This window comes from Delftia tsuruhatensis NBRC 16741, from assembly GCF_001571325.1.
Taxonomy (GTDB): domain Bacteria; phylum Pseudomonadota; class Gammaproteobacteria; order Burkholderiales; family Burkholderiaceae_C; genus Comamonas; species Comamonas tsuruhatensis.
Map to the genome: position 1 here is coordinate 39,308 of NZ_BCTO01000014.1, position 20,353 is coordinate 59,660.

At 68.1% G+C, this 20,353-nt stretch carries 20 protein-coding genes; 13 read left to right on the plus strand and 7 right to left on the minus strand.

All coding sequences use genetic code 11. The annotated features are described in order from the left end of the window. The first annotated feature begins 119 nt into the window (after positions 1-119). From DTS01S_RS06845 to DTS01S_RS06855, 3 genes are read left to right on the plus strand one after another with little or no spacing between them, the layout of a single operon-like run. On the plus strand, positions 120-1,109 hold the full coding sequence (locus DTS01S_RS06845; RefSeq protein ID WP_061287473.1) for a 2-hydroxyacid dehydrogenase: 990 nt from the start codon (positions 120-122) through the stop codon (positions 1,107-1,109). Positions 1,110-1,153: 44 nt separating this feature from the next. Beyond that, positions 1,154-2,491, plus strand: a complete 1,338-nt coding sequence (locus tag DTS01S_RS06850) for an enolase C-terminal domain-like protein (RefSeq protein WP_061287474.1) — start codon at positions 1,154-1,156, stop codon at positions 2,489-2,491. Between the two features lie 36 nt (positions 2,492-2,527). Next, positions 2,528-3,976, plus strand: a complete 1,449-nt coding sequence (locus DTS01S_RS06855) for an aldehyde dehydrogenase family protein (RefSeq protein WP_061287475.1) — start codon at positions 2,528-2,530, stop codon at positions 3,974-3,976. A 104-nt stretch (positions 3,977-4,080) separates the two neighbouring features. Here DTS01S_RS06855 and DTS01S_RS06860 read toward each other — a convergent pair whose 3' ends face one another. From DTS01S_RS06860 to DTS01S_RS06870, 3 genes are all read right to left on the minus strand, one after another. Beyond that, a complete protein-coding gene (locus DTS01S_RS06860) occupies positions 4,081-4,395 on the minus strand; it encodes a hypothetical protein (RefSeq protein WP_016448687.1) in 315 nt (104 codons plus the stop codon). Positions 4,396-5,280: 885 nt separating this feature from the next. Beyond that, positions 5,281-5,973, minus strand: coding sequence for an LrgB family protein (locus DTS01S_RS06865; protein WP_061287476.1), 693 nt, complete (start codon positions 5,971-5,973; stop codon positions 5,281-5,283). 5 nt (positions 5,974-5,978) lie between these two features. After that, on the minus strand, positions 5,979-6,452 hold the full coding sequence (locus DTS01S_RS06870) for a CidA/LrgA family protein (protein ID WP_012202183.1): 474 nt from the start codon (positions 6,450-6,452) through the stop codon (positions 5,979-5,981). A gap of 76 nt (positions 6,453-6,528) precedes the next feature. Between DTS01S_RS06870 and DTS01S_RS06875 the strand changes: the two genes are divergently transcribed. Together DTS01S_RS06875 and DTS01S_RS06880 are read left to right on the plus strand one after the other, a co-directional pair. Then, positions 6,529-7,437 carry a LysR family transcriptional regulator gene (locus DTS01S_RS06875; protein ID WP_012202182.1) on the plus strand — a complete coding sequence of 303 codons (909 nt, stop codon included), beginning with the start codon at positions 6,529-6,531 and terminating at the stop codon, positions 7,435-7,437. A 4-nt stretch (positions 7,438-7,441) separates the two neighbouring features. Further along, positions 7,442-8,077, plus strand: coding sequence for a pseudouridine synthase (locus tag DTS01S_RS06880; protein ID WP_012202181.1), 636 nt, complete (start codon positions 7,442-7,444; stop codon positions 8,075-8,077). On the opposite strand, the gene DTS01S_RS06885 is transcribed toward DTS01S_RS06880, so the two are convergent. Continuing rightward, complete coding sequence (locus DTS01S_RS06885; RefSeq protein ID WP_061287477.1) at positions 8,074-9,105, minus strand: hypothetical protein; 1,032 nt, start codon at positions 9,103-9,105, stop codon at positions 8,074-8,076. The two genes, DTS01S_RS06880 and DTS01S_RS06885, sit on opposite strands and share 4 nt — an antisense overlap. Before the next feature lie 2 nt (positions 9,106-9,107). Then, entirely contained in the window at positions 9,108-9,464 is a 357-nt protein-coding gene (locus tag DTS01S_RS06890) for a zinc ribbon domain-containing protein YjdM (RefSeq protein ID WP_016448692.1), read from the minus strand. 139 nt (positions 9,465-9,603) lie between these two features. Between DTS01S_RS06890 and DTS01S_RS06895 the strand changes: the two genes are divergently transcribed. The 3 genes from DTS01S_RS06895 (at position 9,604) to DTS01S_RS06905 (ending at position 12,438) form a co-directional block, all read left to right on the plus strand. Continuing rightward, positions 9,604-10,497 carry a LysR family transcriptional regulator gene (locus tag DTS01S_RS06895; RefSeq protein ID WP_046984421.1) on the plus strand — a complete coding sequence of 298 codons (894 nt, stop codon included), beginning with the start codon at positions 9,604-9,606 and terminating at the stop codon, positions 10,495-10,497. Positions 10,498-10,591: 94 nt separating this feature from the next. Beyond that, the gene (locus tag DTS01S_RS06900; protein WP_061287478.1) at positions 10,592-11,314 is read left to right on the plus strand and encodes a DsbA family oxidoreductase; all 723 of its coding nucleotides are present in this window, start codon (positions 10,592-10,594) and stop codon (positions 11,312-11,314) included. A 92-nt stretch (positions 11,315-11,406) separates the two neighbouring features. Beyond that, positions 11,407-12,438: a cyclase family protein gene (locus DTS01S_RS06905; protein WP_016448695.1), complete on the plus strand. Its 1,032-nt coding sequence runs from the start codon at positions 11,407-11,409 to the stop codon at positions 12,436-12,438. Positions 12,439-12,612: 174 nt separating this feature from the next. Here DTS01S_RS06905 and argE read toward each other — a convergent pair whose 3' ends face one another. Next, positions 12,613-13,776, minus strand: a complete 1,164-nt coding sequence (argE, locus tag DTS01S_RS06910; protein WP_046984422.1) for an acetylornithine deacetylase — start codon at positions 13,774-13,776, stop codon at positions 12,613-12,615. Positions 13,777-13,940: 164 nt separating this feature from the next. Here argE and DTS01S_RS06915 point away from each other — a divergent pair, with 164 nt between their 5' ends. The 5 genes from DTS01S_RS06915 to DTS01S_RS06935 all read left to right on the plus strand — a co-directional run bounded on the left by DTS01S_RS06915 (position 13,941) and on the right by DTS01S_RS06935 (position 19,566). Then, positions 13,941-15,254 carry an MFS transporter gene (locus tag DTS01S_RS06915; RefSeq protein ID WP_016448697.1) on the plus strand — a complete coding sequence of 438 codons (1,314 nt, stop codon included), beginning with the start codon at positions 13,941-13,943 and terminating at the stop codon, positions 15,252-15,254. 300 nt (positions 15,255-15,554) lie between these two features. After that, positions 15,555-16,898 (plus strand): C4-dicarboxylate transporter DctA, encoded by a 1,344-nt coding sequence (locus DTS01S_RS06920; protein WP_016448698.1) that lies wholly within the window; start codon positions 15,555-15,557, stop codon positions 16,896-16,898. Further along, positions 16,895-17,581 carry a GntR family transcriptional regulator gene (locus DTS01S_RS06925; protein WP_016448699.1) on the plus strand — a complete coding sequence of 229 codons (687 nt, stop codon included), beginning with the start codon at positions 16,895-16,897 and terminating at the stop codon, positions 17,579-17,581. The genes DTS01S_RS06920 and DTS01S_RS06925 overlap by 4 nt, the downstream gene beginning before the upstream one ends. A gap of 171 nt (positions 17,582-17,752) precedes the next feature. Continuing rightward, on the plus strand, positions 17,753-19,096 hold the full coding sequence (locus DTS01S_RS06930; RefSeq protein WP_046984423.1) for a glycerophosphodiester phosphodiesterase family protein: 1,344 nt from the start codon (positions 17,753-17,755) through the stop codon (positions 19,094-19,096). Between the two features lie 98 nt (positions 19,097-19,194). Next, positions 19,195-19,566 (plus strand): DUF2195 family protein, encoded by a 372-nt coding sequence (locus tag DTS01S_RS06935; protein ID WP_061287494.1) that lies wholly within the window; start codon positions 19,195-19,197, stop codon positions 19,564-19,566. Between the two features lie 30 nt (positions 19,567-19,596). Here DTS01S_RS06935 and DTS01S_RS06940 read toward each other — a convergent pair whose 3' ends face one another. Further along, positions 19,597-20,292: a GntR family transcriptional regulator gene (locus tag DTS01S_RS06940; RefSeq protein ID WP_061287479.1), complete on the minus strand. Its 696-nt coding sequence runs from the start codon at positions 20,290-20,292 to the stop codon at positions 19,597-19,599. Positions 20,293-20,353 lie beyond the last annotated feature (61 nt).

Sequence of the window (20,353 nt, forward strand, 5' to 3'; positions counted from 1 at the left end):
CTGGAAACAACGGGCCGGCCCCGGGGCCTTTGCCCGCCGGCCTTTGCCCGCTGGCCTGCGCACCGCAGGCCCTTTTCACCGGGGCTTGCAGCCCCTGCAAGTTCCAAGGATTCCAAGGCATGGCGACCTCCCGTCCACGCGTTCTCCAGTTCGGCAAGATGCCGCTGCCCCAGCTCGATGCCGAGCTGGCCCAGGCCTATGAGGTGACGCTGCTGTCCGAGCAGCCCGACCGCGAGCGCTTTCTCGCCGAGCACGGCGCGCAGTTCGAATACCTGGTCACCTCGGCCGCCATGGGCGTACCCGCGAGCGTGGTGCAGGCCCTGCCCAGGCTGCGCTTCGTGAGCAGTTTCGGCGTGGGCTTTGACGCGCTGGACCGCGAGTCCCTGCTGCGCCAGGGCGTCCGCGTGGGCTACACGCCCGGCGTGCTGGACGACTGCGTGGCCGACATGGCCTTCGCCCTGCTGCTGGACGCCGCGCGTGGCCTGAGCGAGTCCGACCGCTTCGTGCGCCGGGGCGACTGGAGCCAGGGCCGCTTCGGCATCCGCACGCGTGCCAGCGGCAAGCGCCTGGGCATCTTCGGCATGGGCCGCATCGGCTCCACCGTGGCGCGCCGCGCGGCCGGCTTCGACATGGAGGTGGCCTATCACAACCGCCGCCCGGTCGAGGGATCGCCCCACCTCTACCAGCCCTCGCTGCTGGAGCTGGCGCGCTGGGCCGACTTCCTCGTCATCACGGCCGCAGGCGGCGACGGCACGCAGCACCTGGTCAACGCCGAGGTGCTGGACGCTCTGGGCCCGCAGGGCTTTCTGATCAACGTGGCGCGCGGCAGCGTGGTCGACGAGGCCGCACTGGTCCAGGCCCTGCAGCAGGGCCGCATCGCAGGCGCGGGCCTGGATGTGTTCGAGGACGAGCCACGCCCCCATGCCGAGCTGCTGTCGCAGGACAACGTGGTGCTTGCGCCCCACATCGCCAGCGGCACGCATGAAACCCGCCGCGCCATGGCCGACCTCGTGCTGCGCAACCTGGCGCAATTCATCGCCACGGGCCGGCCCGAGGCCGAGGTGCCCTGGTCGGCCGCGCAGCAGCCGGCCACCGCCGCCACCGCATAGCCCTTTTTTTCCCAGAGACCGATCCAACGATCCAAGAGCACGCCATGTCCTCCACCCCGACCATCACCGAGATCGAAGTCATTCCCGTCGCCGGCCGCGACGGCATGCTCATGAACCTCAGCGGCGCGCATGCGCCCTACTTCACGCGCAACATCGTGCTCATCCACGACAGCGCGGGCCACACCGGTGTGGGCGAGGTGCCTGGCGGCGAAGGCATACGCCAGGCGCTGGAGGACAGCAAGGCCCTGCTCATCGGCCAGTCCGTGGGCAACCACCTGAAGCTGCTGCAGAACCTGCAGCAGGCCCTGGCCGGCCGCGACACGGGCGGGCGCGGCCTGCAGACCTTCGATCTGCGCATTGCCGTGCATGCCGTCACCGCCGTGGAGTCGGCCCTGCTGGACCTGCTGGGCCAGCACCTGGGCGTGCCCGTGGCGGCCCTGCTGGGCGAAGGCCAGCAGCGCGACCGCGTGGAGATGCTGGGCTACCTGTTCTTCACCGGCCCCACCGACAGGACCGACCTGCCCTACGTCCAGCCCGGCGAAGACCAAAGCGGCAGCGACGACTGGACGCAGGTGCGCCACATGACCGCCATGGACCCGGCCGCCATCGTGCGCCAGGCCGAGGCGGCGCACGCGCGCTACGGCTTCAACGACTTCAAGCTCAAGGGCGGCGTGCTGGCCGGCGAGCAGGAAGTGGAGGCCGTCACCGCGCTGGCCAGGCGCTTCCCGCAGGCGCGCGTCACGCTGGACCCCAACGGCGGCTGGCTGCTCAAGGACGCCATCCGCCTCATGCGCGACATGCACGGCGTGCTCGCCTATGCCGAAGACCCCTGCGGCGCCGAGAACGGCTTCTCGGGCCGCGAAGTCATGGCCGAATTCCGCCGCGCCACCGGCCTGCCCACGGCCACCAACATGATCGCCACCGACTGGCGCCAGATGGTGCATGCGCTGTCGCTGCAGTCCGTGGACATCCCGCTGGCCGACCCGCATTTCTGGACCATGGCCGGCTCCGTGCGCGTGGGCCAGACCTGCCGCGACTGGGGCCTGACCTGGGGCTCGCACTCCAACAACCACTTCGACATCTCGCTGGCCATGTTCACCCATGTGGCCGCCGCCGTGCCCGGCAAGGTCACGGCCATCGACACGCACTGGATCTGGCAGGACGGCCAGTACCTCACCCAGAACCCGCTGCAGATCAAGGGCGGCTTCGTCGAGGTGCCCAAGACCCCGGGCCTGGGCGTCACCGTGGACCGCGCCGCGCTGCAGCGCGCCAACGCCCTGTACCTGGAGCAAGGCCTGGGCGCGCGCAATGACGCCATGGCCATGCAGTACCTGATTCCCGGCTGGACCTTCGACAACAAGCGCCCCTGCATGGTCCGCTGACCCCTTCCTTCCGTTACCCCTTTCCCGGAGCACCTCATGTCCCGCTACGACAACCTAATCAACGGCCAATGGAAGGCCGCCGACGGCTACAGCGCCAACACCAACCCCAGCGACCTGTCCGATGTGATCGGCGAGTACGCCCAGGGCAATGCCGCCGATGTGGAAGCCGCCATCGCCGCGGCGGCCGCGGCCTTTCCCGCCTGGAGCACCTCGGGCATCCAGGCCCGCCACGACGCCCTGGACAGGATCGGCAACGAAATCCTGGCCCGCAAGGAAGAGCTGGGCGACCTGCTGGCGCGCGAGGAAGGCAAGACCCGCCCCGAAGCCATTGGCGAAGTCGGCCGCGCAGGCCAGATCTTCAAGTTCTTCGCGGGTGAATGCCTGCGCCTGGCCGGCGAGACCCTGCCCTCCGTGCGCCCCGGCATCGGCGTGGAAATCACGCGCGAGCCCGTCGGCGTGGTGGGCCTGATCACGCCGTGGAACTTCCCCATCGCCATTCCCGCCTGGAAGATCGCCCCGGCCCTGGCCTTCGGCAACTGCGTAGTTCTGAAGCCTGCCGACCTCGTGCCCGGCAGCGCCTGGGCGCTGGCCGACATCATTCACCGCTCGGGCATTCCGGCCGGTGTCTTCAACCTCGTCATGGGCCCGGGCCGTGTCATCGGTGATGCCCTGGTGCGCCATAGCGACGTGGCCGCCATCAGCTTCACCGGCTCCGTCGGCGTGGGCCGCGGCATTGCCCGCGCCTGCGTGGAAAGCGGCAAGAAGGTGCAGCTGGAGATGGGCGGCAAGAACCCGCAGATCGTGCTGGACGACGCCGACCTCACCCAGGCCGTGGAGCTGTCCGCGCAAAGCGGCTTCTACTCCACCGGCCAGCGCTGCACGGCATCGAGCCGCCTCATCGTCACCGACAGGATCTACCCCGCCTTCATCGAGGCCCTGCAGGCCCGCATGGCCAGGATCAAGGTGGGCGACGCCCGCGCCGCAGGCACCGACATGGGCCCCGTGGTCAGCCAGGCCCAGCTGGAGCAGGACCTGAGCTACGTGGAAATCGCCAAGGCCGAAGGCGCCGTGCTGGCTGCGGGCGGCGCAGCCGCCGCCTGCCACACCGGCAGCGGCAACAAGGGCTACTACATGGCGCCCACCCTGTTCGTGGACACCCAGGCCGCCATGCGCATCAACCGCGAGGAAGTCTTCGGCCCCGTGGCCAGCGTCATCCGCGTCAAGGACTACGAGGAAGCCCTGGCCGTGGCCAACGGCACGCCCTTCGGCCTGGCCGCAGGCATTGCCACCACCAGCCTCAAGCACGCCACCCACTTCAAGCGCCACAGCCAGGCCGGCATGGTCATGGTCAACCTGCCCACGGCCGGCGTGGACTACCACGTGCCCTTCGGCGGCCGCAAGGGCAGCAGCTACGGCCCGCGCGAACAGGGCCGCTATGCGCAGGAGTTCTATACGACGGTGAAGACCGCCTACACGCTGGCCTGAACAGCATCCGGCTGACGAGAAAAAAGCACCTTTCGAGGTGCTTTTTCATTGGGCGGATTCCGGGAGTCAACAGCCCGGGGCGCCCTGGCAAGCGGACCAGCGAATCAGCGCTGGAACGCCACCGCAGCAGCCGCCATTCGCCGCAGATACGCCGGGTCTTCCTGCAGGCAATGCACGTGGTTGACCTCGTCCTCCACCAGTTCCTCCATCCGCTGCGCAGCCCCGCAAATGGCCTGCAGCGCATTGGCCACCACCTCCAGATTGCGGTAGCCCTCGGGCCGCTCCAGCCAAGCCAGCGCCAGCTGGCCCAGCGAGTACACCTCGCTGCTGCCCTGCAGCGTCAGCCGGCCGATTTCGGTCACGGCATGGCTCAACTGCTGCGGCGTGGGCTGGGTCAGGGTTGTGGAAGCGGTATTCATGGCGCGACCTCTCTCACGGCAGGCACGCCTGGACTGCGCGCACACTGGATGGAGAAGGCCGAGAGAAAAACGGCGTACATGGTTTCGTGCTCCTTGCTGAGATCGAACCCACCGACCCGTGTTCTTACGCACAGACAGGTGGACGGGATGTTAAGAACACAGAGCAAGCCGTGCGGACGCCCTTGCGGGTAGCCCCATCCCGCCCAAAACCGCATGGACGAGCGGGCGCTATGCCCACTCTTTCCGAGTGATCAGACGTGACAAGGCCTCGCTAACGGGGAGGCAGCGCCGCTTACTCTAAAGGTGTTCTTACGCACCAGCCCCTGAACAGGGGGCCGCCGCAATGATAGAGGCATTCAGGAACGCAAGCGCCCCGAAGCCCCAGGCCGAGCGCAGCGAAGGCCCGGCCCCCCCCGTATGTCAGCGCCTGCGCCGTGGCGGTTGCGGGGTTGCAGTCCTGCCGAAGGACAGGACTGCTTCGTCACCTGACTCGCCGTGATTGTTTGAACGTAGCTCGCAGAGCGAAGTGAGTTTCACGGCGAACCCCGCAACCGCCACGGCGCAGGTTGCCCCGCAGCGAAGCGAAGGGGTCGCGGACATCCGGGCGCTTTTCTTTGCTCACTTTCTTGTAGCGAGACAAGAAAGTGAGTCGGCCGCCGGGCCGAAACCCGGCCTCGAAAAACAACCACCCGGCAGGGGCAAAAAATGCACCTAAGCCAAAAGCAAACAAGGTGGGCGGGAGTCAAGACCATGTGCAAGGCATGCGGACGCCCTCACGGGTAGCCCCATCCCGCCCCAAACCCAAAGACAGCCAGGCCCCCAAAAGCCCCAGCCATCAAACCCCGGCCAAGGATGGCAGCTCCCGCATCACTTCAGCAAATCACTTCAGAAAAACAGCACCCTCACCCAAGGCGCCACCACCACATTCAACGCCCCCGCAATCATCATCACCAACGAAGCAACCACCGCCTGCACATCCCCGAACTGCCGCGCCTTCGCCACCCCGCTGCCATGCGCGGCACCACCCAGAATGGCGCCCGCAGCCAGCTTGCTGCGCACGTGCGGCAGCAGCCGCAGGATGGTCTCGCCCATGAGCATGCCGCTGACGCCCGTGAGAAGCACGAACAGCGCGGCCAGGTCGGTGGGCCCGCCCAGCACGCGCTCGGCCTCGATGGCGAAGGGGGTGGTCACCGAGCGCACGGCCAGGCCCTTTTGCAGGTCCACGGGCAGTCCGAAGGCCTGTGCGAACCAGATGGTGGTGGCAATGGACACGCCACTGGCCACGAGCACGCCGGTGGCGATCGACATCCAGTGCTTGCGCAGCAGGTGGCGGTTTTCGTGCAGGGGCAGCGCAAAGGCCACCGTGGTGGGGCCCAGCAGCCAGACCAGCCAGTGAGTCTGGGCGATGTACTGCGGGTAGCGCACATGGGTCAGCAGCGCCAGCGCGATCAGCACCATGGGCGTGGCGACGATGGGCATGAGCAGCGGATGCGGATGGCGGCGGTACACGCGCTTGTTGGCCGCATAGCAGGCCAGCGTGGCCAGCAGCGACAGCAGGCCTATCGTCTGGTCGGACATGGCGTTCATTCCTGCTCCCTGTGCAGCCCGGCGCGCGTGGAGCGGCGCCGGGCCAGCCACAGCTCCAGCCGGTAGACGCGGTCCACGGCCAGCGCCGTGGCGGCCATCACGCAGGCCGTGCTGGCCACGATGACGCCCAGGATGCGCAGGCCCTGGTGCTGAATCAGGTCGGTGTATTCGGTGACGACCAGCATGGCGGGCACGAAGAACAGCAGCATCTCGGCCAGCAGCCAGTTGGTGCCGCCCTGCAGCCAGCGCGCCTTGACCAGCCCGCTGAACAGGCCCGTGGCCAGCAGCGCGAAGCCGATCAGCCCGGCCGGCATGCCCCAGCCGAAATGGGCGCGCACGGCCTCCATGGCCACCCACAGCGCACTGAGCAGCCCCACCTGCAGCACGCCGCGCAGCAGCGGCCAGCAGCGGTGCAGCAGGCCCTGAAACACCTGCGGCCGCAGGACGGGCATGGCGGAAATCTTTGACATGAGGCAATCCTAGGGTTTGCACTCAGATTCGTAAAATGAATAATCTCCATTTTTCCCATGCACAAAAGGAATCCTCATGGACCTGCGCGCGCTGCGCTACTTTGTCGAGGTGGTGCGCTGCAACAGCTTCACGCGTGCGGCCGAGGCGCTGCATGTGACCCAGCCCACCATCAGCAAGATGGTGCGGGCGCTGGAGGAGGAGCTGGGCGGCCCGCTGCTGCTGCGCGAGGGGCGCGGTGTGCAACTGACCGACGCAGGCCAGGTGGTCCATGCGCGCGGCCTGCAGGTGCTGGAGCAGTCACGCCAGCTGCTGCAGGAGGTGGCCGAGGTGGACGGCATTGCGCGCGGCAGCCTGAGCGTGGGCATCATGCCCACGGCCGGGCACTACATGGCGCCCGTGATCGCGCGCTTTCAGCAACTGCATCCGGGCGTGGAACTGCATGTGCAGGAGCAGGGCGCACGCGCCCAGCGCCAGCTGCTGCTGGACGGCAAGCTGGACATGGCGCTGGGCCTGCACGGCGCGGGCGAGGCGGGTGGTGACCTGGCCGGCGAGGGCCTGGAGTACTGCACCATCGCCCACCAGAAGACACGCGTGGCCTTTGCCGCGCACGAGGTGCCCGACCCGGACGCACCCGTGCACTGGAGCGAGCTGGCCCGGCGGCCCTTTGTGTTCTATACCTCGGACTTCGCCCTGCACCAGGCCGTGCTGGAGCATTGCGCGGCGGCAGGCTTCAGCCCACAGGTGCGGCTGCAGACGCGCTACTGGGACTTCATCGGCGACCTGGTGGCAGAAGGCGTGGGCGTGGCCGTGATGTTCGAGCACGTGATCGCGCGGTTCGACCCCCGGCGCGTGTCCAGCCGCCCGCTGGTGGGGCCTGAACTGCACTGGGACGTGGTGCAGCTGTGGCGCAGCGGCTATCTGTCACGCGCGGCGAGGGCCTGGCTGGAGTGCGTGCGTGCGGTCTATCCCGACGACAATCGCTGAGTCCATGCAACCCAGAAAACGCCCTCCCTCGCGCTCCTTTGCGGGCCCATCCCGGCGCCTGCAGACCGCCTTCGCCGACCGGCCCGACACCGGCCCCTCACGCCTGCTGTGCTTCAACAAGCCCTACGGCGTACTCAGCCAGTTCACCCCCGAGGGCCGCTGGCGTGGCCTCAAGGAGTACATCGACGTGCCGGGCGTGCATGCGGCAGGCCGGCTCGACGCCGACAGCGAAGGACTGCTGCTGCTGACCAATGACGGGCCGCTGCAGGCGCGCATCGCCGATCCGCGCTTCAAGATGGAGAAGACCTACTGGGTACAGGTCGAGGGCCTGCCCGACGAGGCCGCGCTGCAGGCCCTGCGCCAGGGCGTGCAGCTCAACGACGGCATGACGCTGCCAGCGCAGGCGCGCCGGCTGGAGCCGCCGCCCGTGCTGTGGCAGCGCGACCCGCCCATCCGCGTGCGCCAGAACATTCCCGACTGCTGGATCGAGCTGGTCATCCGCGAAGGCCGCAACCGCCAGGTGCGCCGCATGACGGCGGCCATTGGCCACCCCACGCTGCGGCTGGTGCGCGCGGCCATCGGGCCCTACACGCTGGACGGCCTGGAGCCCGGCCAGTGGAAGGATGTGGAGCCCGCCTAGGGCTCCGGATTGTCGGGAAGTGCCACAGCCTTCCAGCGCTGCAGGCCGAGCCACGGATGAAAGCGCCGCGCCTCGCCCACCTCCACGCGCTCGACGCTGCCGGCCAGCAGCGGCCACAGGCGCTGCAATTGCGCCGAGCGCTGCTGCGTGCAGCGCCGCGCGCGGGCCAGCAACTCGCTGCCCTGGCCCAGCAGGCGCGACAGCTCGCGCAGGCGTGGCGGCGGCAGGCATTGGGCGCTGGCCAGCATCAGCCAGGACGGTGCCTGGCCCGCCTGGGCCGGGCCGCTGGCGGCGAACTGCTCCAGCAAAGCGACATGGGCGCTGAGCAGGGGCGCGGGCGGCTTCTCGGCCAGCATGATCTCCAGCAGCCTGCCATCGAAGCGAAAGCGGGCAGGCACCACGGCGTGCTCTACCGAGTTGCCGAAGCGCGTGGACTGGCGATGGCGGACGGCACGGCTGCCCTGCTCCAGCAAGGGCTGCAGCAGTTCGGCCAGGGCCTGCTCGCGCTGCGCCGTGGGCGCTTCGGCCAGCGTGATGCGCAGCGGCACGGCCTCGTAGCCGCGCAGCTGGTCGCGCCAGGCCATCCAGCCCGCCGTGTCGGGGCCGCCCAGCAGCAGGGCGAGGAAGGCGCCCAGGCCGGCCAGGGCCGATCCGGTCCACCATGACACCGGCACAGGCTGCCGCCCGGCGATCAGCCAGCCCGTCAACCAGACCAGCGCCCCCGCGCAGGTGGCCGCCAGCAGGCCCATGCCGAAGGCGAGGAAGGGCGCGCCATCGAGCCGGTCGGGCAGCAGCACCAGCATGGCCACGCAGGCCGCGCCGGCGCACAGCGCAACGGCCCACCAGCCCGCCACGGGCAGGGTGCGCGCGGTGCGGCCCGTGAGACCCGTGAGACCCGTACGGCCGGCCAGTGCCAGCAGCAGCAGGGCCACCACCGCGCCAGCGGTCAGCGCAATGAACAAGGGCGCAAACACCCACAGCGCCAGCAGCCCGAGGACCGCCGATACCGCAAGCGACAGCGCCAGCATGCTCAGGCCTTCTTGAGGAACTCCGACTTGAGCAGCATGGAGCCCAGTTCGGTCTTGCAATCCACGTTGTGGCCGTCGGCGCCATCGACCAGGCGGATGCCCTTGATCTTGCTGCCCTTCTTGAGCACGGTGGACGAGCCCTTGACCTTGAGGTCCTTCACCAGGATCACGGCATCGCCGTCGGCCAGCGCATTGCCGTTGGCGTCGCGCACGATGCCGTCACCAGCGGCGGCTTCGCCGGACTCTTCTTCGGCCTGCATGGGCCATTCGAAGGCGCAGTCGGGGCAGATGTAGCTGGCGGCGTCGGGATAGGTGTTTTCAAGGCCGCACTGGGGGCAGGCGGGAGTGGTCTGGGGCATGGGATTGAACAGATTCGGTGAAGACAAAGAGGCGCGGCGGGCGCGCCGTACCTGGCGATTGTCGCCCCTGCCCCCGCAGGCATGCACCGGCAAACCCGAGCGGCCTGCTACGCTGCGCGCCACTCTTTGCTTTTTCCCCATGGATACGCTGACCCCCTTGCGCGCCTTCCGGCGCATCGTAGAACTGGGCTCCATCGCCAAGGCGGCCGACGCGCTGGACCTGTCCTCGGCCGCGCTGAGCAAGCAGCTGCGCGCGCTCGAAGCCCATCTGGGCGCCGTGCTGCTGCAGCGCACCACGCGCCGCATGAGCCTGACCGACACGGGCCAGGCCTACTACGCCGAGTGCTGCCGCCTGCTCGATGAATTCGATGCGCTGGAGCAGTCGGTGCGCGCGCAGTCGCAGCAGGTGGCCGGCCGGCTGCGCGTGAATGCGCCGCTGTCGTTTGCGCTGAGCACTCTGTCGCCGCTGCTGGCGCGCTTCATGCAGCGCCATCCGCAGCTGCAGATCGACCTGTCCATGGAAGACCGGCTGGTGGATGCGGTGGGCCAGGGCTTCGATGTGTCCATCCGCCTGAGCGCGGAGCTGGCGGACTCCTCGCTGATCGCGCGGCGCCTGGCCTCGCTGTCGCAGATGCTGTGCGCGGCCCCGTCCTATCTGCAGGCGCATGGCCGCCCGGCCAGTGCCGCCGGGCTGCGCGGCCATGCGCTGCTGAACTACAGCCTGGCGCATGCGCCCCGCGAAGCGGGCGAGAGCCCCCAGGCGCCGTCCGAGGCGCGCGCCAACGTCAACAACAGCCTGATGCTGCGCGACCTGCTGGTGGCGGGCCTGGGCATTGGCGCCCTGCCCTCGTTCCTGGCGCGGCCGGCGATTGCGGCAGGCCAGCTGGTCGCACTGGACCTTGCGGACCAGGCCGCGCAGGCCCGCCATGTCTACGCGGTCTATCCCACGCAGCGCCACCTGCTGCCCAAGGTGCGCGCCTTCGTGGACTTCCTGGCCGAGGAGCTGCCCGCCGCCATGGGCGAGGATTGTTGACGCCGCGTTAAGAGTTCCTCAAGCGCGCGCCCCTTTTTCGCGCCGGGCCTGCGGCCTACGCTTGCCGTCCATCACAGCCATGAAGGACACAAGCATGACGCAATGCAATGATTTTTCCTGCGCCCTGCCCGCGCAGGATGCGGCGGCCGCCTCGCCGCCGCAGGCCCTGCAGGCGGCGCCCGCAGCGGCGCCCGCGGTCGCCCCCGCCATCGACTTCTTCCATGACGTGGTCTGCGGCTGGTGCTACGTGATGTCGCCACGCCTGCGCCAGGTGGCGCGCGAGCTGGGCCTGCGCGTGCGCCACCGCAGCTTCGTGCTGCAGGCCTCGCGCGCCGAGATGGTGGCGGCCTTCGGCTCCATGGAGCGCGCCAAGCAGGTCATCCTGGAGCACTGGCAGGCCTGCGCGCAGCATGACGACGAGGACCGCATCGACATCGAGGGCATGCGCCGCGAGGCCTTCGAGTACCCCAGCGGCATGGCCGGCGCACTGGCCTGCCAGGCGGCCCAGATCCTGGGCGGCGATGACGCGCACTGGGATCTGTTCGACGCCATCCAGCACGCCCACATGAGCGAGCACCGCAACATCGGCGACGCCGAAGTGCTGCTGGACATCGCCACGCGCACGGGCTTCGAGCGCAATGCCTTCGCGGGCTGCATGGAAGGCGCCCAGGCGCTGGAGCAGGTGCGCCAGGACCGCGCTCTGGCGCAGCGCATGGGCCTGCGCTCCATTCCCACGCTGATCGCGCCGGGCCTGCCGCCGCTGCAGACCCAGTCGCTGGCTGCGCTGCGCGAACGGCTGCACTTCCTGGCGGCCTGAGCGCCCCCGTCTTTGCTTTTTTTCATCGGCGTTTTCCGCCTTCCCTTGCGCGCGGCATGCGCGCCCTCTTTCAGCAGACCAAGGACTCTTGCATGACTCTCCAACGCTTCGCTCGCCGCATGGCGCTGCCCTCTCTCGTGATCGCCCTGGCCGCCGCCTTCGCGGGCACCGCGGCCCAGGCCCATGGCGGCCACGAGCCCCCGGCCGGCGCACGCCAGGACGTGGGCACCAGCCCCTGGGGGCCGGCCGACGAGATCGGCCGCCTGAACCTGATCACGCCGGCCTCGCGCGCGGCCATCCTGCAGCGCATCACGGGCGGGCAGGTCTATGACCTGGCCACCGAGTACTACGTGGGCATGCCCAGCTGGCAGGACGCGGGCGATCCGCACTACCAGTTCTGGATGACGCACACGCCGCGCGGCACCGTGGTGGACGACCCGATGAACGTGGGCAAGGACATGAACGCCACGCGCAGCTACACGGGCACGGCGTTTTCCATGTACAGCCACACGGGCACGCACATCGATGCGCTCAACCACTTCGGCATCCGCGGCAGGATCTGGAACGGCTTCAGCGCAGACCAGCACCTGGGCGACCGGGGCTGGCAGCGCACGGGCATAGAGAAATTCCCGCCGCTGGTGGCGCGCGGCGTGCTGATCGACGTGGCGGCCGCCAAGGGCCTGGAGATGCTGCCCGACCAGTACCGCATCACGCGCCAGGACCTCAAGGACGCGCTGGCACGCCAGAAGGTGACGCTGCAGGAGGGCGACATCGTGCTGGTGCGCACGGGCCGCATGAAGCTGTACGGCCAGCCCCAGGCCTACATGGCCAAGCCGCCGGGCCTGGGCCTGGATGCCGCGCGCTTCCTGGTGGAGGAAGGCGGCGCCATGATCGTGGGCGCCGACAACCTGAGCCTGGAGACGTTCCCGTCCGAGGTGGACGACGACTACGTACCGCTGCACAGCTACCTGCTGGCGCAAAAGGGCGTGCCCATCATGGAGCTGGTGGCGCTGGACGATCTGTCGCGCGACAAGGTCTACGAGTTCGCCTTCATCGGCGGCCCGCTCAAGATCCGCGGCGGCGACGCCGCGCCGCTGCGGCCCATCGCCATTCCTGTGCGCTGAGCGGGGCAAGACGAGATTTCTTGAGCTTGACCTCGAAACTCCCGCGCCCCCAAGGCGAGGGACACCGAGCAAGGGCCTACGCCGGCCGCGCCGCCCCGCAGCAAGGGTGTCGCCGGCTGCCCGTACGCCCCCCTCCGAAGAGAGGGGGAAGGCGCGAAGCGACTCAGGGCGTGATCACAGACTCGTGCCCATTTTGCTGAGGAAGCGCTCGCAGGCGTCGAGCTGGGCCAGCTCGACGAACTCGTCGGGCTTGTGCGCCTGCTCGATGGAGCCGGGGCCGCAGACCACGGTGGGAATGCCGGCGTTGTGGAACAGGCCGGCCTCGGTGCCGTAGGCCACCTTGCGCTTTTCCTGGTCGGCGGTCAGCGCGCGCACCAGCTGGGTGATGGCGGCTTCTTCCGAGGCTTCCAGCGCGGGCGCGCTGGCGCCGGTCTCGATCTCGATGCGCGCGTCGGCGAACTCGGCGCGCATGCGCGGCAGCAGTTCGTCGCGCACATAGGACTCGACCTGGGCCTGGATGCCGTCCACCGACATGCCGGGCAGGTTGCGGAATTCATAGGCGAATTCGCACAGCTCGGGGATGGTGTTGACCGCGATGCCGCCCTGGATCTGGTTGGTGGTCATGGTGGTGAAGGGCACGTCGAAGAATTCGTCGTAGGGGCCGTGCGCCTTGAAGTGGTCGGCGATGTCCCGGATGCGACAGATCAGCCGCGCCGCGTATTCGATGGCATTGCTGCCGCGCGGCGTGAGCGACGAATGCGCGGCCTTGCCGTGCACGCGGCAGCGGTAGAGGTTGATGCCCTTGTGCGCCACCACGACCTGCATGCTGGTGGGCTCGCCGACCACGCAGCCGTCGAAGCGCGCGCCCTCGGCCTTGAGCTGGTTGATCATCACGGGCGCGCCCGCGCAGCCGATTTCCTCGTCGTACGAGAAGGCCAGGTGCACGGGCCTGGCGCGCTGCGTGGCCAGGAATTCAGGCACCAGCGCCAGCGAGGCGGCGATGAAGCCCTTCATGTCGCAGCTGCCGCGACCATAGAGGCGCCCGCCCTTTTCGGTGAGCGCAAAGGGGTTGGTGCTCCACTGCTGGCCATCGACCGGCACCACGTCGGTATGGCCGGACAGCACGATGCCACCCTGCGTTTCGCCATTGCTGGCCGGCAAAGTGGCGAAGAGATTGGCCTTGGCGCCGTCCGGAGAGTGGAACAATCGGGCACTCACGCCCAGCGTGGCCAACTCATCGCGTACACACTCGATCAGCGCCAGGTTGGAGTTGCGGCTGGTGGTGTCGAATGCGACCAGTGTTTCCAGCCAGTCGCGGGTGTTTTTCCAGGTAGTCATGTGGTTCCATCTGCGCCATGGCCTGCGCCGCCCTTCGTGGACGACGCAGGCCATGGCATAGGCATTGCATATGGCGAAGCAGTGTACGCCCGGGTTGCGGCCCGGGCAGGCACGCCGACCCATGCCCCGGGCGTGACTGCCGTCTTTTCAATCCCTTTTCGGAAATGGACCCTGCTTTGACCAAGCAAACCGTCTCGACCCGCAACATCGTGGCTGCCGTCATCGGCAACGCGCTGGAGTGGTATGACTTCCTGGTGTTCGCCTTCATGACACCCATCGTCGCCAAGCTGTTCTTCCCCAGCAATCCCGACAATCCGGACGACAACATCAACCGCATCCTGATGACCACGGCCGTGTTCGGCGTGGGCTTTTTCATGCGGCCCGTGGGCGGCATCCTGCTGGGCCTGTACGGGGACCGCAAGGGCCGCAAGGCGGCCATGGTGATGGTGACCGGCCTGATGGCCGTGGCCATCGCGCTGATCACGCTGGCGCCCACGTATGCGGCGGTGGGCATCCTGGCGCCGCTGTTCATCGTGCTGGCGCGGCTGCTGCAGGGCTTTGCGGCCGGCGGCGAGTTCGGCACGTCCACGGCACTGCTGATCGAGCTGGCACCGCCCGGCAAGCGCGGCTTCTATGGTTCCTGGCAGATGGCCGGCCAGATGCTGGCCCTGCTGATCGGCGCGGCCACGGGCACACTGATCACCGAGATCTTCACCGAGGAAGAACTGATGGCCTGGGCCTGGCGCGTGCCCTTCGCCGTGGGCCTGCTGATCGTTCCCGTGGCGCTGTACATCCGCCGCCATGTGGAGGAGCCCGAGGTCTTCAAGGAAATGCAGGCCGCGCAGGCCAGCGGCAAGGCGCGCCAGATCGGCATCATGGAGATGCTGCGCACGCATGCGCGCGAGACGCTGGTGGGCATGGGCCTGGTGGTCACGGCCACGGTGTCCATCTACATCACCTTCACCTATCTGGTGACCTATGCCACGGTGACGCTGAAGCTGCCCATGCGCGATGCCTTCATGGTGCAGATGGCCGGTGCCGCGCTGATGGTGGTGATCATGCCGTTCTTCGGCGCCCTGTCGGACCGCGTGGGCCGCCGCATGCTGACCATCGGCTCGCTGATCGGCTACCTGGTGGTGCTCTACCCGCTGTATGCCTGGCTGACCGACGGCCCCACGGTGCAGAAGCTGCTGATCACCCAGCTGGTGGTCTGCGTGTTCGTGGCCGTGTTCTTCGGCGTGTTCAGCACGGTGATGGCCGAGCTGTTCCCGCCCCAGGTGCGGTCTGCCGGCATGTCCATGGCCTACAACGTGGCCGTGATGATCTTCGGCGGCTTCGCGCAGTTCATCGTGACCTGGCTGATCCGCTCCACGGGCTCGCCCATGGCGCCGGCCTTCTATGTGATGTTCGGCGTGACGCTGGGCCTGCTGGCGGCCTTCTTCATCAAGGACCGCGCGATGGAGCGCAACCTGCGCTGATCCCCCCGGGCGGCGCGCCCTGCGCCGCCCTCGCGCATGCCCCGGCACGGGGCCTGCGCAGCCTTGCCGCACGCCGCGCGCACCATGCGCGGGCATGCCGGCCCCCGCCCTGCACCACGGCGGGGAGGCCCGCCCGCATCTGCCGATTTCATGCAGAAAAAGTCAGGGCTGAACTTCTCTGGAGTGCCGCAAATCCGCAGGGAATACCCTCTGCTGGCACGCGTTTCGCTTGTCTACATTCTTGCATGCAAGTTGCAGAGCCACTTGCATACAAGATTCCACAACTTGCGAAAGACGACTATGCGCCGCTTTGCCAGATCACTGTTCGGACAGGTGGTGATCGCACTCATCCTGGGTGTGCTCGCCGGAATATTGGCCCCTGAATGGGCCGTGAAACTCAAGCCCCTGGGCGATGGCTTCATCAAGCTCATCAAGATGATCATTCCCGTGCTGGTGTTCTGCGTGGTGGTGCACGGCATCGCGGGCGCGGGCGACCTCAAGCGCGTGGGCCGGGTCGGCGTCAAGTCGCTGATCTACTTCGAGGTGCTGACCACCATCGCCCTGGTGCTGGGCCTGGTGCTGGCCTTCGTGTTCCAGCCCGGCGCGGGCATGAACGTGGACCCGAGCAAGCTCGATGCCTCGGCCATGAGCGCCTATGCCAGCAACGCCGACAAGCTGACCAGCGGCGGCACGGTGGACTTCCTGATGAAGCTCATCCCCACCACCGTGGTGCAGGCCTTTGCCACGGGCGACGTGCTGCAGGTGCTGCTGTTCGCCGTGCTGTTCGGCTGCGCGCTGACCATGCTGGGCGAGCGCGGCGCGCCCGTGCATGCGCTGATCGACACGCTGTCGAACGTGCTGTTCAAGATCATGGGCATCCTCATCAAGCTGGCGCCGCTGGGCGTGCTGGGCGCCATCGCCTTCACCGTGGGCCAGTACGGCATAGGCTCGCTCAAGCAGCTGGGCATGCTGGTGCTGCTGTTCTACGTGGCGGTGATCTTCTTCGTCTTCGTGGTGCTGGGCCTGGTGATGCGCTTTTCGGGCTTCAGCCTGATCAAGCTGCTGCGCTACCTGCGCGAGGAGCTGATGGTGGTCTTCGCCACCACCTCCTCGGACAGCGTGCTGCCCCAGATCATGGCCAAGCTGCGCAACCTGGGCGTGCGCGACTCCACCGTGGGCCTGGTGATTCCCACGGGCTACTCGTTCAACCTGGACGCCTTCTCCATCTACATCACGCTGGCGGCCGTGTTCATCGCCCAGGCCACGAACACGCCCATCGGCATGGCCGACCTGCTGACCATCCTGGCGATTGCGCTGGTGACCTCCAAGGGCGCCCACGGCGTGCCGGGCTCGGCCATCGTGGTGCTGGCGGCCACGCTGCATGCGATTCCGGCCATCCCCGCCATCGGCCTGGTGCTGGTGCTGTCGGTGGACTGGTTCATGGGCATTGCCCGCGCGCTGGGCAACCTGATCGGCAACTGCGTGGCCACCGTGGCCATCGCGGCCTGGGAAGGTGACATCGACCGCGAGCGCGCCCATGCCGTGCTCAACGGCCTGGCCGACAATCAGGGGCCCGACGCCGAGCCCTCCGGCGCCGCCGCCGTCCCCGCAACCGTGACTCCTGCCCACCCTGCAACGCAATGACACCTGTAAGCCCCCAGCACATCGCCGAGCGCGTCGTCGAAGCCATCCTGGCCCAGAAACTGGCGCCCGGCGAACGGCTGGGGGAGCAGGAGCTGGCCGACAACTTCGAGGTCAGCCGCACCATGGTGCGCGAGGCGCTGATGCAGCTGCAGGCGCGCGGCTTCGTGCAGGTGCAGCCCCGGCGCGGCTGGTACGTGGTCCAGCCCTCGGCCGAGGAGGCGCAGGACGCCTTCGCGGCGCGCCGCATCATCGAGACCGGCATCCTGGGCGAGGCCGGGCGCCCCCTGCAAAGCGTGATCGGCCAGCTGCGCCGCCACATCGCCCAGGAGCAGGAGGCCATTGCGGGCGCCGACGCCGCCACGCGCGCCTTCCTGCTGGCCGACTTCCATGTCTGCCTGGCCGAGCAGATGGGCCACCGGCTGCTGGCGCTCACCCTGCGCGACCTCACGGCGCGCACCACGCTGGCGGCCACATTGTTCCAGTCCACCCACAGCGCCAGCCAGTCCTGCGCCGAGCACGAACGCATCGTCGAGGCGCTGGAGCGCGGCGACACCGAGGGCGCCAAGGCCCTGCTGCTGGAGCACATCGGCACGGTGGAGCGTTCGCTGGAGATCCGCCCGAGCGAGGCGCCCGACGCCGGCGACCGCCTGCGTGCCACGCTGGCGCCCCTGTTCGGGGGATAACCCTGTGTCGGTGGGTCGGCAAATTTCCACCGACCGTCGCTAAAACGCCAATCCGGGCCCTACGGGGCGCACTGTCATGGTGCCGACACGGCTGACTGCATACGCTGCTGAGCTGGCGCATTGCGCGCCGTTCATCAACCCACCACTGCTTCGGATATGACCCAACGTCCTATGTCCTTTTCCCGCACTCCCCTGCTCGCGTCCCTGTGCGCGGCTGCAGTCCTCACGGCCTGCGGCGGCGACGGCGGCTCGTTCTACCTCACGCTCGACGGAAAGCAGCCCCAGGTGATCGCCCACCGCGGCTTCTCGGGCAAGTTCCCGGAGCAGACGCGCATGGCCTACGAGGCCGCCGCCGACGCGGGCGCGGACATGCTCGAACTCGACATGCACCTGACGAAGGACTGCCAGCTGGTCGCCCGCCACAACGCCTGGCTCAGCGACAGCACCAACGTGGCCGACGTGGCCAAGACCAATGCCGAAGTGGCGCGCCGCCAGCGCACTGCGGCCGGCGTGCTGGTCAACGTGAAGTACCCCGCCGTGCCTGCCAACGGCCCCTCGCAATACCTGAGCGACCAGCTCGATGCCAACGATCCCAAGTCCGTGCTCAAGGCCCTGGTGGTCGATGGCGAGGACCACCGCAACGACTGGTCCATCAGCGACTTCACGATGCAGGAGCTGCGCAGCTGGCTGGGCGGCACGATCCTGGACAACCGCAGCGAGCGCCCCACCGAGTGGAACGGCAAGCTGCCCCTGATCAGCGCCCAGGACGTGCTGGACATCGCCGCCGCCAAGGGCAAGGCCCTGGGCCGCACCATCCCCGTCTACGCCGAGACCAAGAACCCGTACTGGAACAACCAGCAGGCGATCGCCAACGGCTGCGGCGCGCCCGGCTCGCGCCCGTTTGAAGACGCGGTGATCAAGCTGCTGGACCAGAACAAGCTCAACGCCAAGGATTCGCCCATCTACATCCAGAGCTTCGACCCGGCCAGCCTCAAGTACCTGCGCCAGGCCGGCATGAAGGCCAAGGGCGTGCAGCTGATCGACGGCAACGACTTCAATCTGCGCGACGGCTCCATGGTCTACATCACCAACGATGAGTGGACCTTCATCAGCGGCCGCCCCTACAGCTGGACCCTGGCCGGCGACGCGCGCACCTTCGCCACCATGCTCACGCCCGCAGGCCTGGCCGAGATCAAGACCTATGCCGACGGCATCGGCCCCTGGAAGCCCCAGGTCCTGGCCCACTCCGTCGTGCCCTACAAGGACGGCGCCGGCCTCAAGGACGTGAACACCGTCAAGGACACGGGCCTGATCCGCGACGCCCACAAGGCCGGCCTGATCGTGCACAGCTTCACCTTCCGCAACGAGCCGGGCCGCCTCGCCGGCCTGTACAAGGGCGACCCCGTGCAGGAATACCTGGCCTACTACCGCCTGGGCATCGACGGCGTGTTCACCGACTTCACGGACACGGCCGTGGCGGCGCGCAAGGCGTACAACAAGGAAATCGGGCTCTGAAACTCCCATCCCGCTGACCCATGACAAGGCGCCTCGTGCGCCTTGTTTTTTGGGCACGGCATCGGGCATCCAACCGAACGGAGGCACACTTGTACGGCATGAACAGATACGCAATATCGGCCGCTCTTTTGGCTGGGTCCGCCTTTGCCGCCCCTGCCGACCAGATAACGTTTCAGAACGATCTTTCAGCCTGCGTGTCGATCACGGCGACGAAGACTTCCACAGAGTCCAACGTGGTGTGGGCGAACACCCGTGTTCAACTGCGCAAATCGATTGGCGAGTGCGGATGCCTTTCGGCTCTGGCGACCTACACGAGCAGCGTGAACCGAGGGGGCGTCCGGCAGGAACTGCAGGAAGGCCTGACCGACCTGGGCAGCGGAGGGGAGAGAAAACTCGTCCTTGCGACCGACCCGGCCCTGGTCGCCAACAAGGAGGTGCGGGTTCGGCTGGCGTGCACCGGGCCCTTGTAGGGCGCCATTGAGCCACACAGTGGCATACCGCTAGCGCAGCAGATAGCGCTCCGCATAGATCTGCCGGGCGCGCCCCATATGGCGCAGGGCCAGGTCGCACAGCAAATTCCTGTCGCCAGCCTCCAGCGCCTCGACCATCAACGCATGCTCCTGCCGCGCCACGACCAGCGCCTCCTGGTCGGCAATCGCATAGGCGCGTGCGGGAAAGCTCAGCCAGTCGTGCAGGCGTATCGACTCTTCCAGATAAGGGTTGTCGCACAGGCCGTAGAACAATCGGTGGAAGGCCATGTTGGTGCGGTGGATGGCGATCAGGTCGCCGGACTCCACGGCCAGCGCATGTTCATGCGCGGCATGGGCCACTGGCTCCAGGCGTTCTGGCGGCACCGGCAGTTGCATGGCCTGCACGGCCGCCGCGTGCAGCACGCTGCGCAGGTGGTAGAGGTCTTGCAGGCTTTGCGCGTCGAAGCGCCGTATGCGGGCTCCCAAATGGGGCGGCTTGACCACGACGCCCAGGCGCTGCAGCTCGGTCAGCGCGGCACGCACCACGTGGCGCTTGGCCTCGTAGTCTTCCATCAGGTGGTCTTCGATCAGCCGCGTGCGGGGCAGGATGCGGCCCCGGATGATGTCCGTCTCTATGGCGGCTATCACGGCCGCCACCTGCGCCGGCAGCGCCGCATGGGGAAAGGCGGCCTCTTTTTCCCGGCCTGATCGCTGTTGCTTGCTCATGTCTCTTGGTTCTTTCAGTCGGGGTGGCAAGTGCATGCAAGCCATGCTCCAGGCCCCGCCC

Bases quoted from the DNA above. Each gene is read 5' to 3' on its own strand.
- DTS01S_RS06905 (WP_016448695.1), top strand. From the start codon at position 11,407: ATGACTCTCCAACGCTTCGCTCGCCGCATGGCGCTGCCCTCTCTCGTG.
- DTS01S_RS06925 (WP_016448699.1), top strand. From the start codon at position 16,895: ATGACACCTGTAAGCCCCCAGCACATCGCCGAGCGCGTCGTCGAAGCC.
- argE (WP_046984422.1), bottom strand. From the start codon at position 13,776: ATGACTACCTGGAAAAACACCCGCGACTGGCTGGAAACACTGGTCGCA.
- DTS01S_RS06890 (WP_016448692.1), bottom strand. From the start codon at position 9,464: ATGCCCCAGACCACTCCCGCCTGCCCCCAGTGCGGCCTTGAAAACACC.
- DTS01S_RS06855 (WP_061287475.1), top strand. From the start codon at position 2,528: ATGTCCCGCTACGACAACCTAATCAACGGCCAATGGAAGGCCGCCGAC.
- DTS01S_RS06935 (WP_061287494.1), top strand. From the start codon at position 19,195: ATGAACAGATACGCAATATCGGCCGCTCTTTTGGCTGGGTCCGCCTTT.
- DTS01S_RS06940 (WP_061287479.1), bottom strand. From the start codon at position 20,292: ATGAGCAAGCAACAGCGATCAGGCCGGGAAAAAGAGGCCGCCTTTCCC.
- DTS01S_RS06860 (WP_016448687.1), bottom strand. From the start codon at position 4,395: ATGAATACCGCTTCCACAACCCTGACCCAGCCCACGCCGCAGCAGTTG.
- DTS01S_RS06880 (WP_012202181.1), top strand. From the start codon at position 7,442: ATGCAACCCAGAAAACGCCCTCCCTCGCGCTCCTTTGCGGGCCCATCC.
- DTS01S_RS06895 (WP_046984421.1), top strand. From the start codon at position 9,604: ATGGATACGCTGACCCCCTTGCGCGCCTTCCGGCGCATCGTAGAACTG.
- DTS01S_RS06850 (WP_061287474.1), top strand. From the start codon at position 1,154: ATGTCCTCCACCCCGACCATCACCGAGATCGAAGTCATTCCCGTCGCC.
- DTS01S_RS06920 (WP_016448698.1), top strand. From the start codon at position 15,555: ATGCGCCGCTTTGCCAGATCACTGTTCGGACAGGTGGTGATCGCACTC.
- DTS01S_RS06915 (WP_016448697.1), top strand. From the start codon at position 13,941: ATGGACCCTGCTTTGACCAAGCAAACCGTCTCGACCCGCAACATCGTG.
- DTS01S_RS06870 (WP_012202183.1), bottom strand. From the start codon at position 6,452: ATGTCAAAGATTTCCGCCATGCCCGTCCTGCGGCCGCAGGTGTTTCAG.
- DTS01S_RS06885 (WP_061287477.1), bottom strand. From the start codon at position 9,105: ATGCTGGCGCTGTCGCTTGCGGTATCGGCGGTCCTCGGGCTGCTGGCG.
- DTS01S_RS06865 (WP_061287476.1), bottom strand. From the start codon at position 5,973: ATGTCCGACCAGACGATAGGCCTGCTGTCGCTGCTGGCCACGCTGGCC.
- DTS01S_RS06875 (WP_012202182.1), top strand. From the start codon at position 6,529: ATGGACCTGCGCGCGCTGCGCTACTTTGTCGAGGTGGTGCGCTGCAAC.
- DTS01S_RS06900 (WP_061287478.1), top strand. From the start codon at position 10,592: ATGACGCAATGCAATGATTTTTCCTGCGCCCTGCCCGCGCAGGATGCG.
- DTS01S_RS06930 (WP_046984423.1), top strand. From the start codon at position 17,753: ATGTCCTTTTCCCGCACTCCCCTGCTCGCGTCCCTGTGCGCGGCTGCA.
- DTS01S_RS06845 (WP_061287473.1), top strand. From the start codon at position 120: ATGGCGACCTCCCGTCCACGCGTTCTCCAGTTCGGCAAGATGCCGCTG.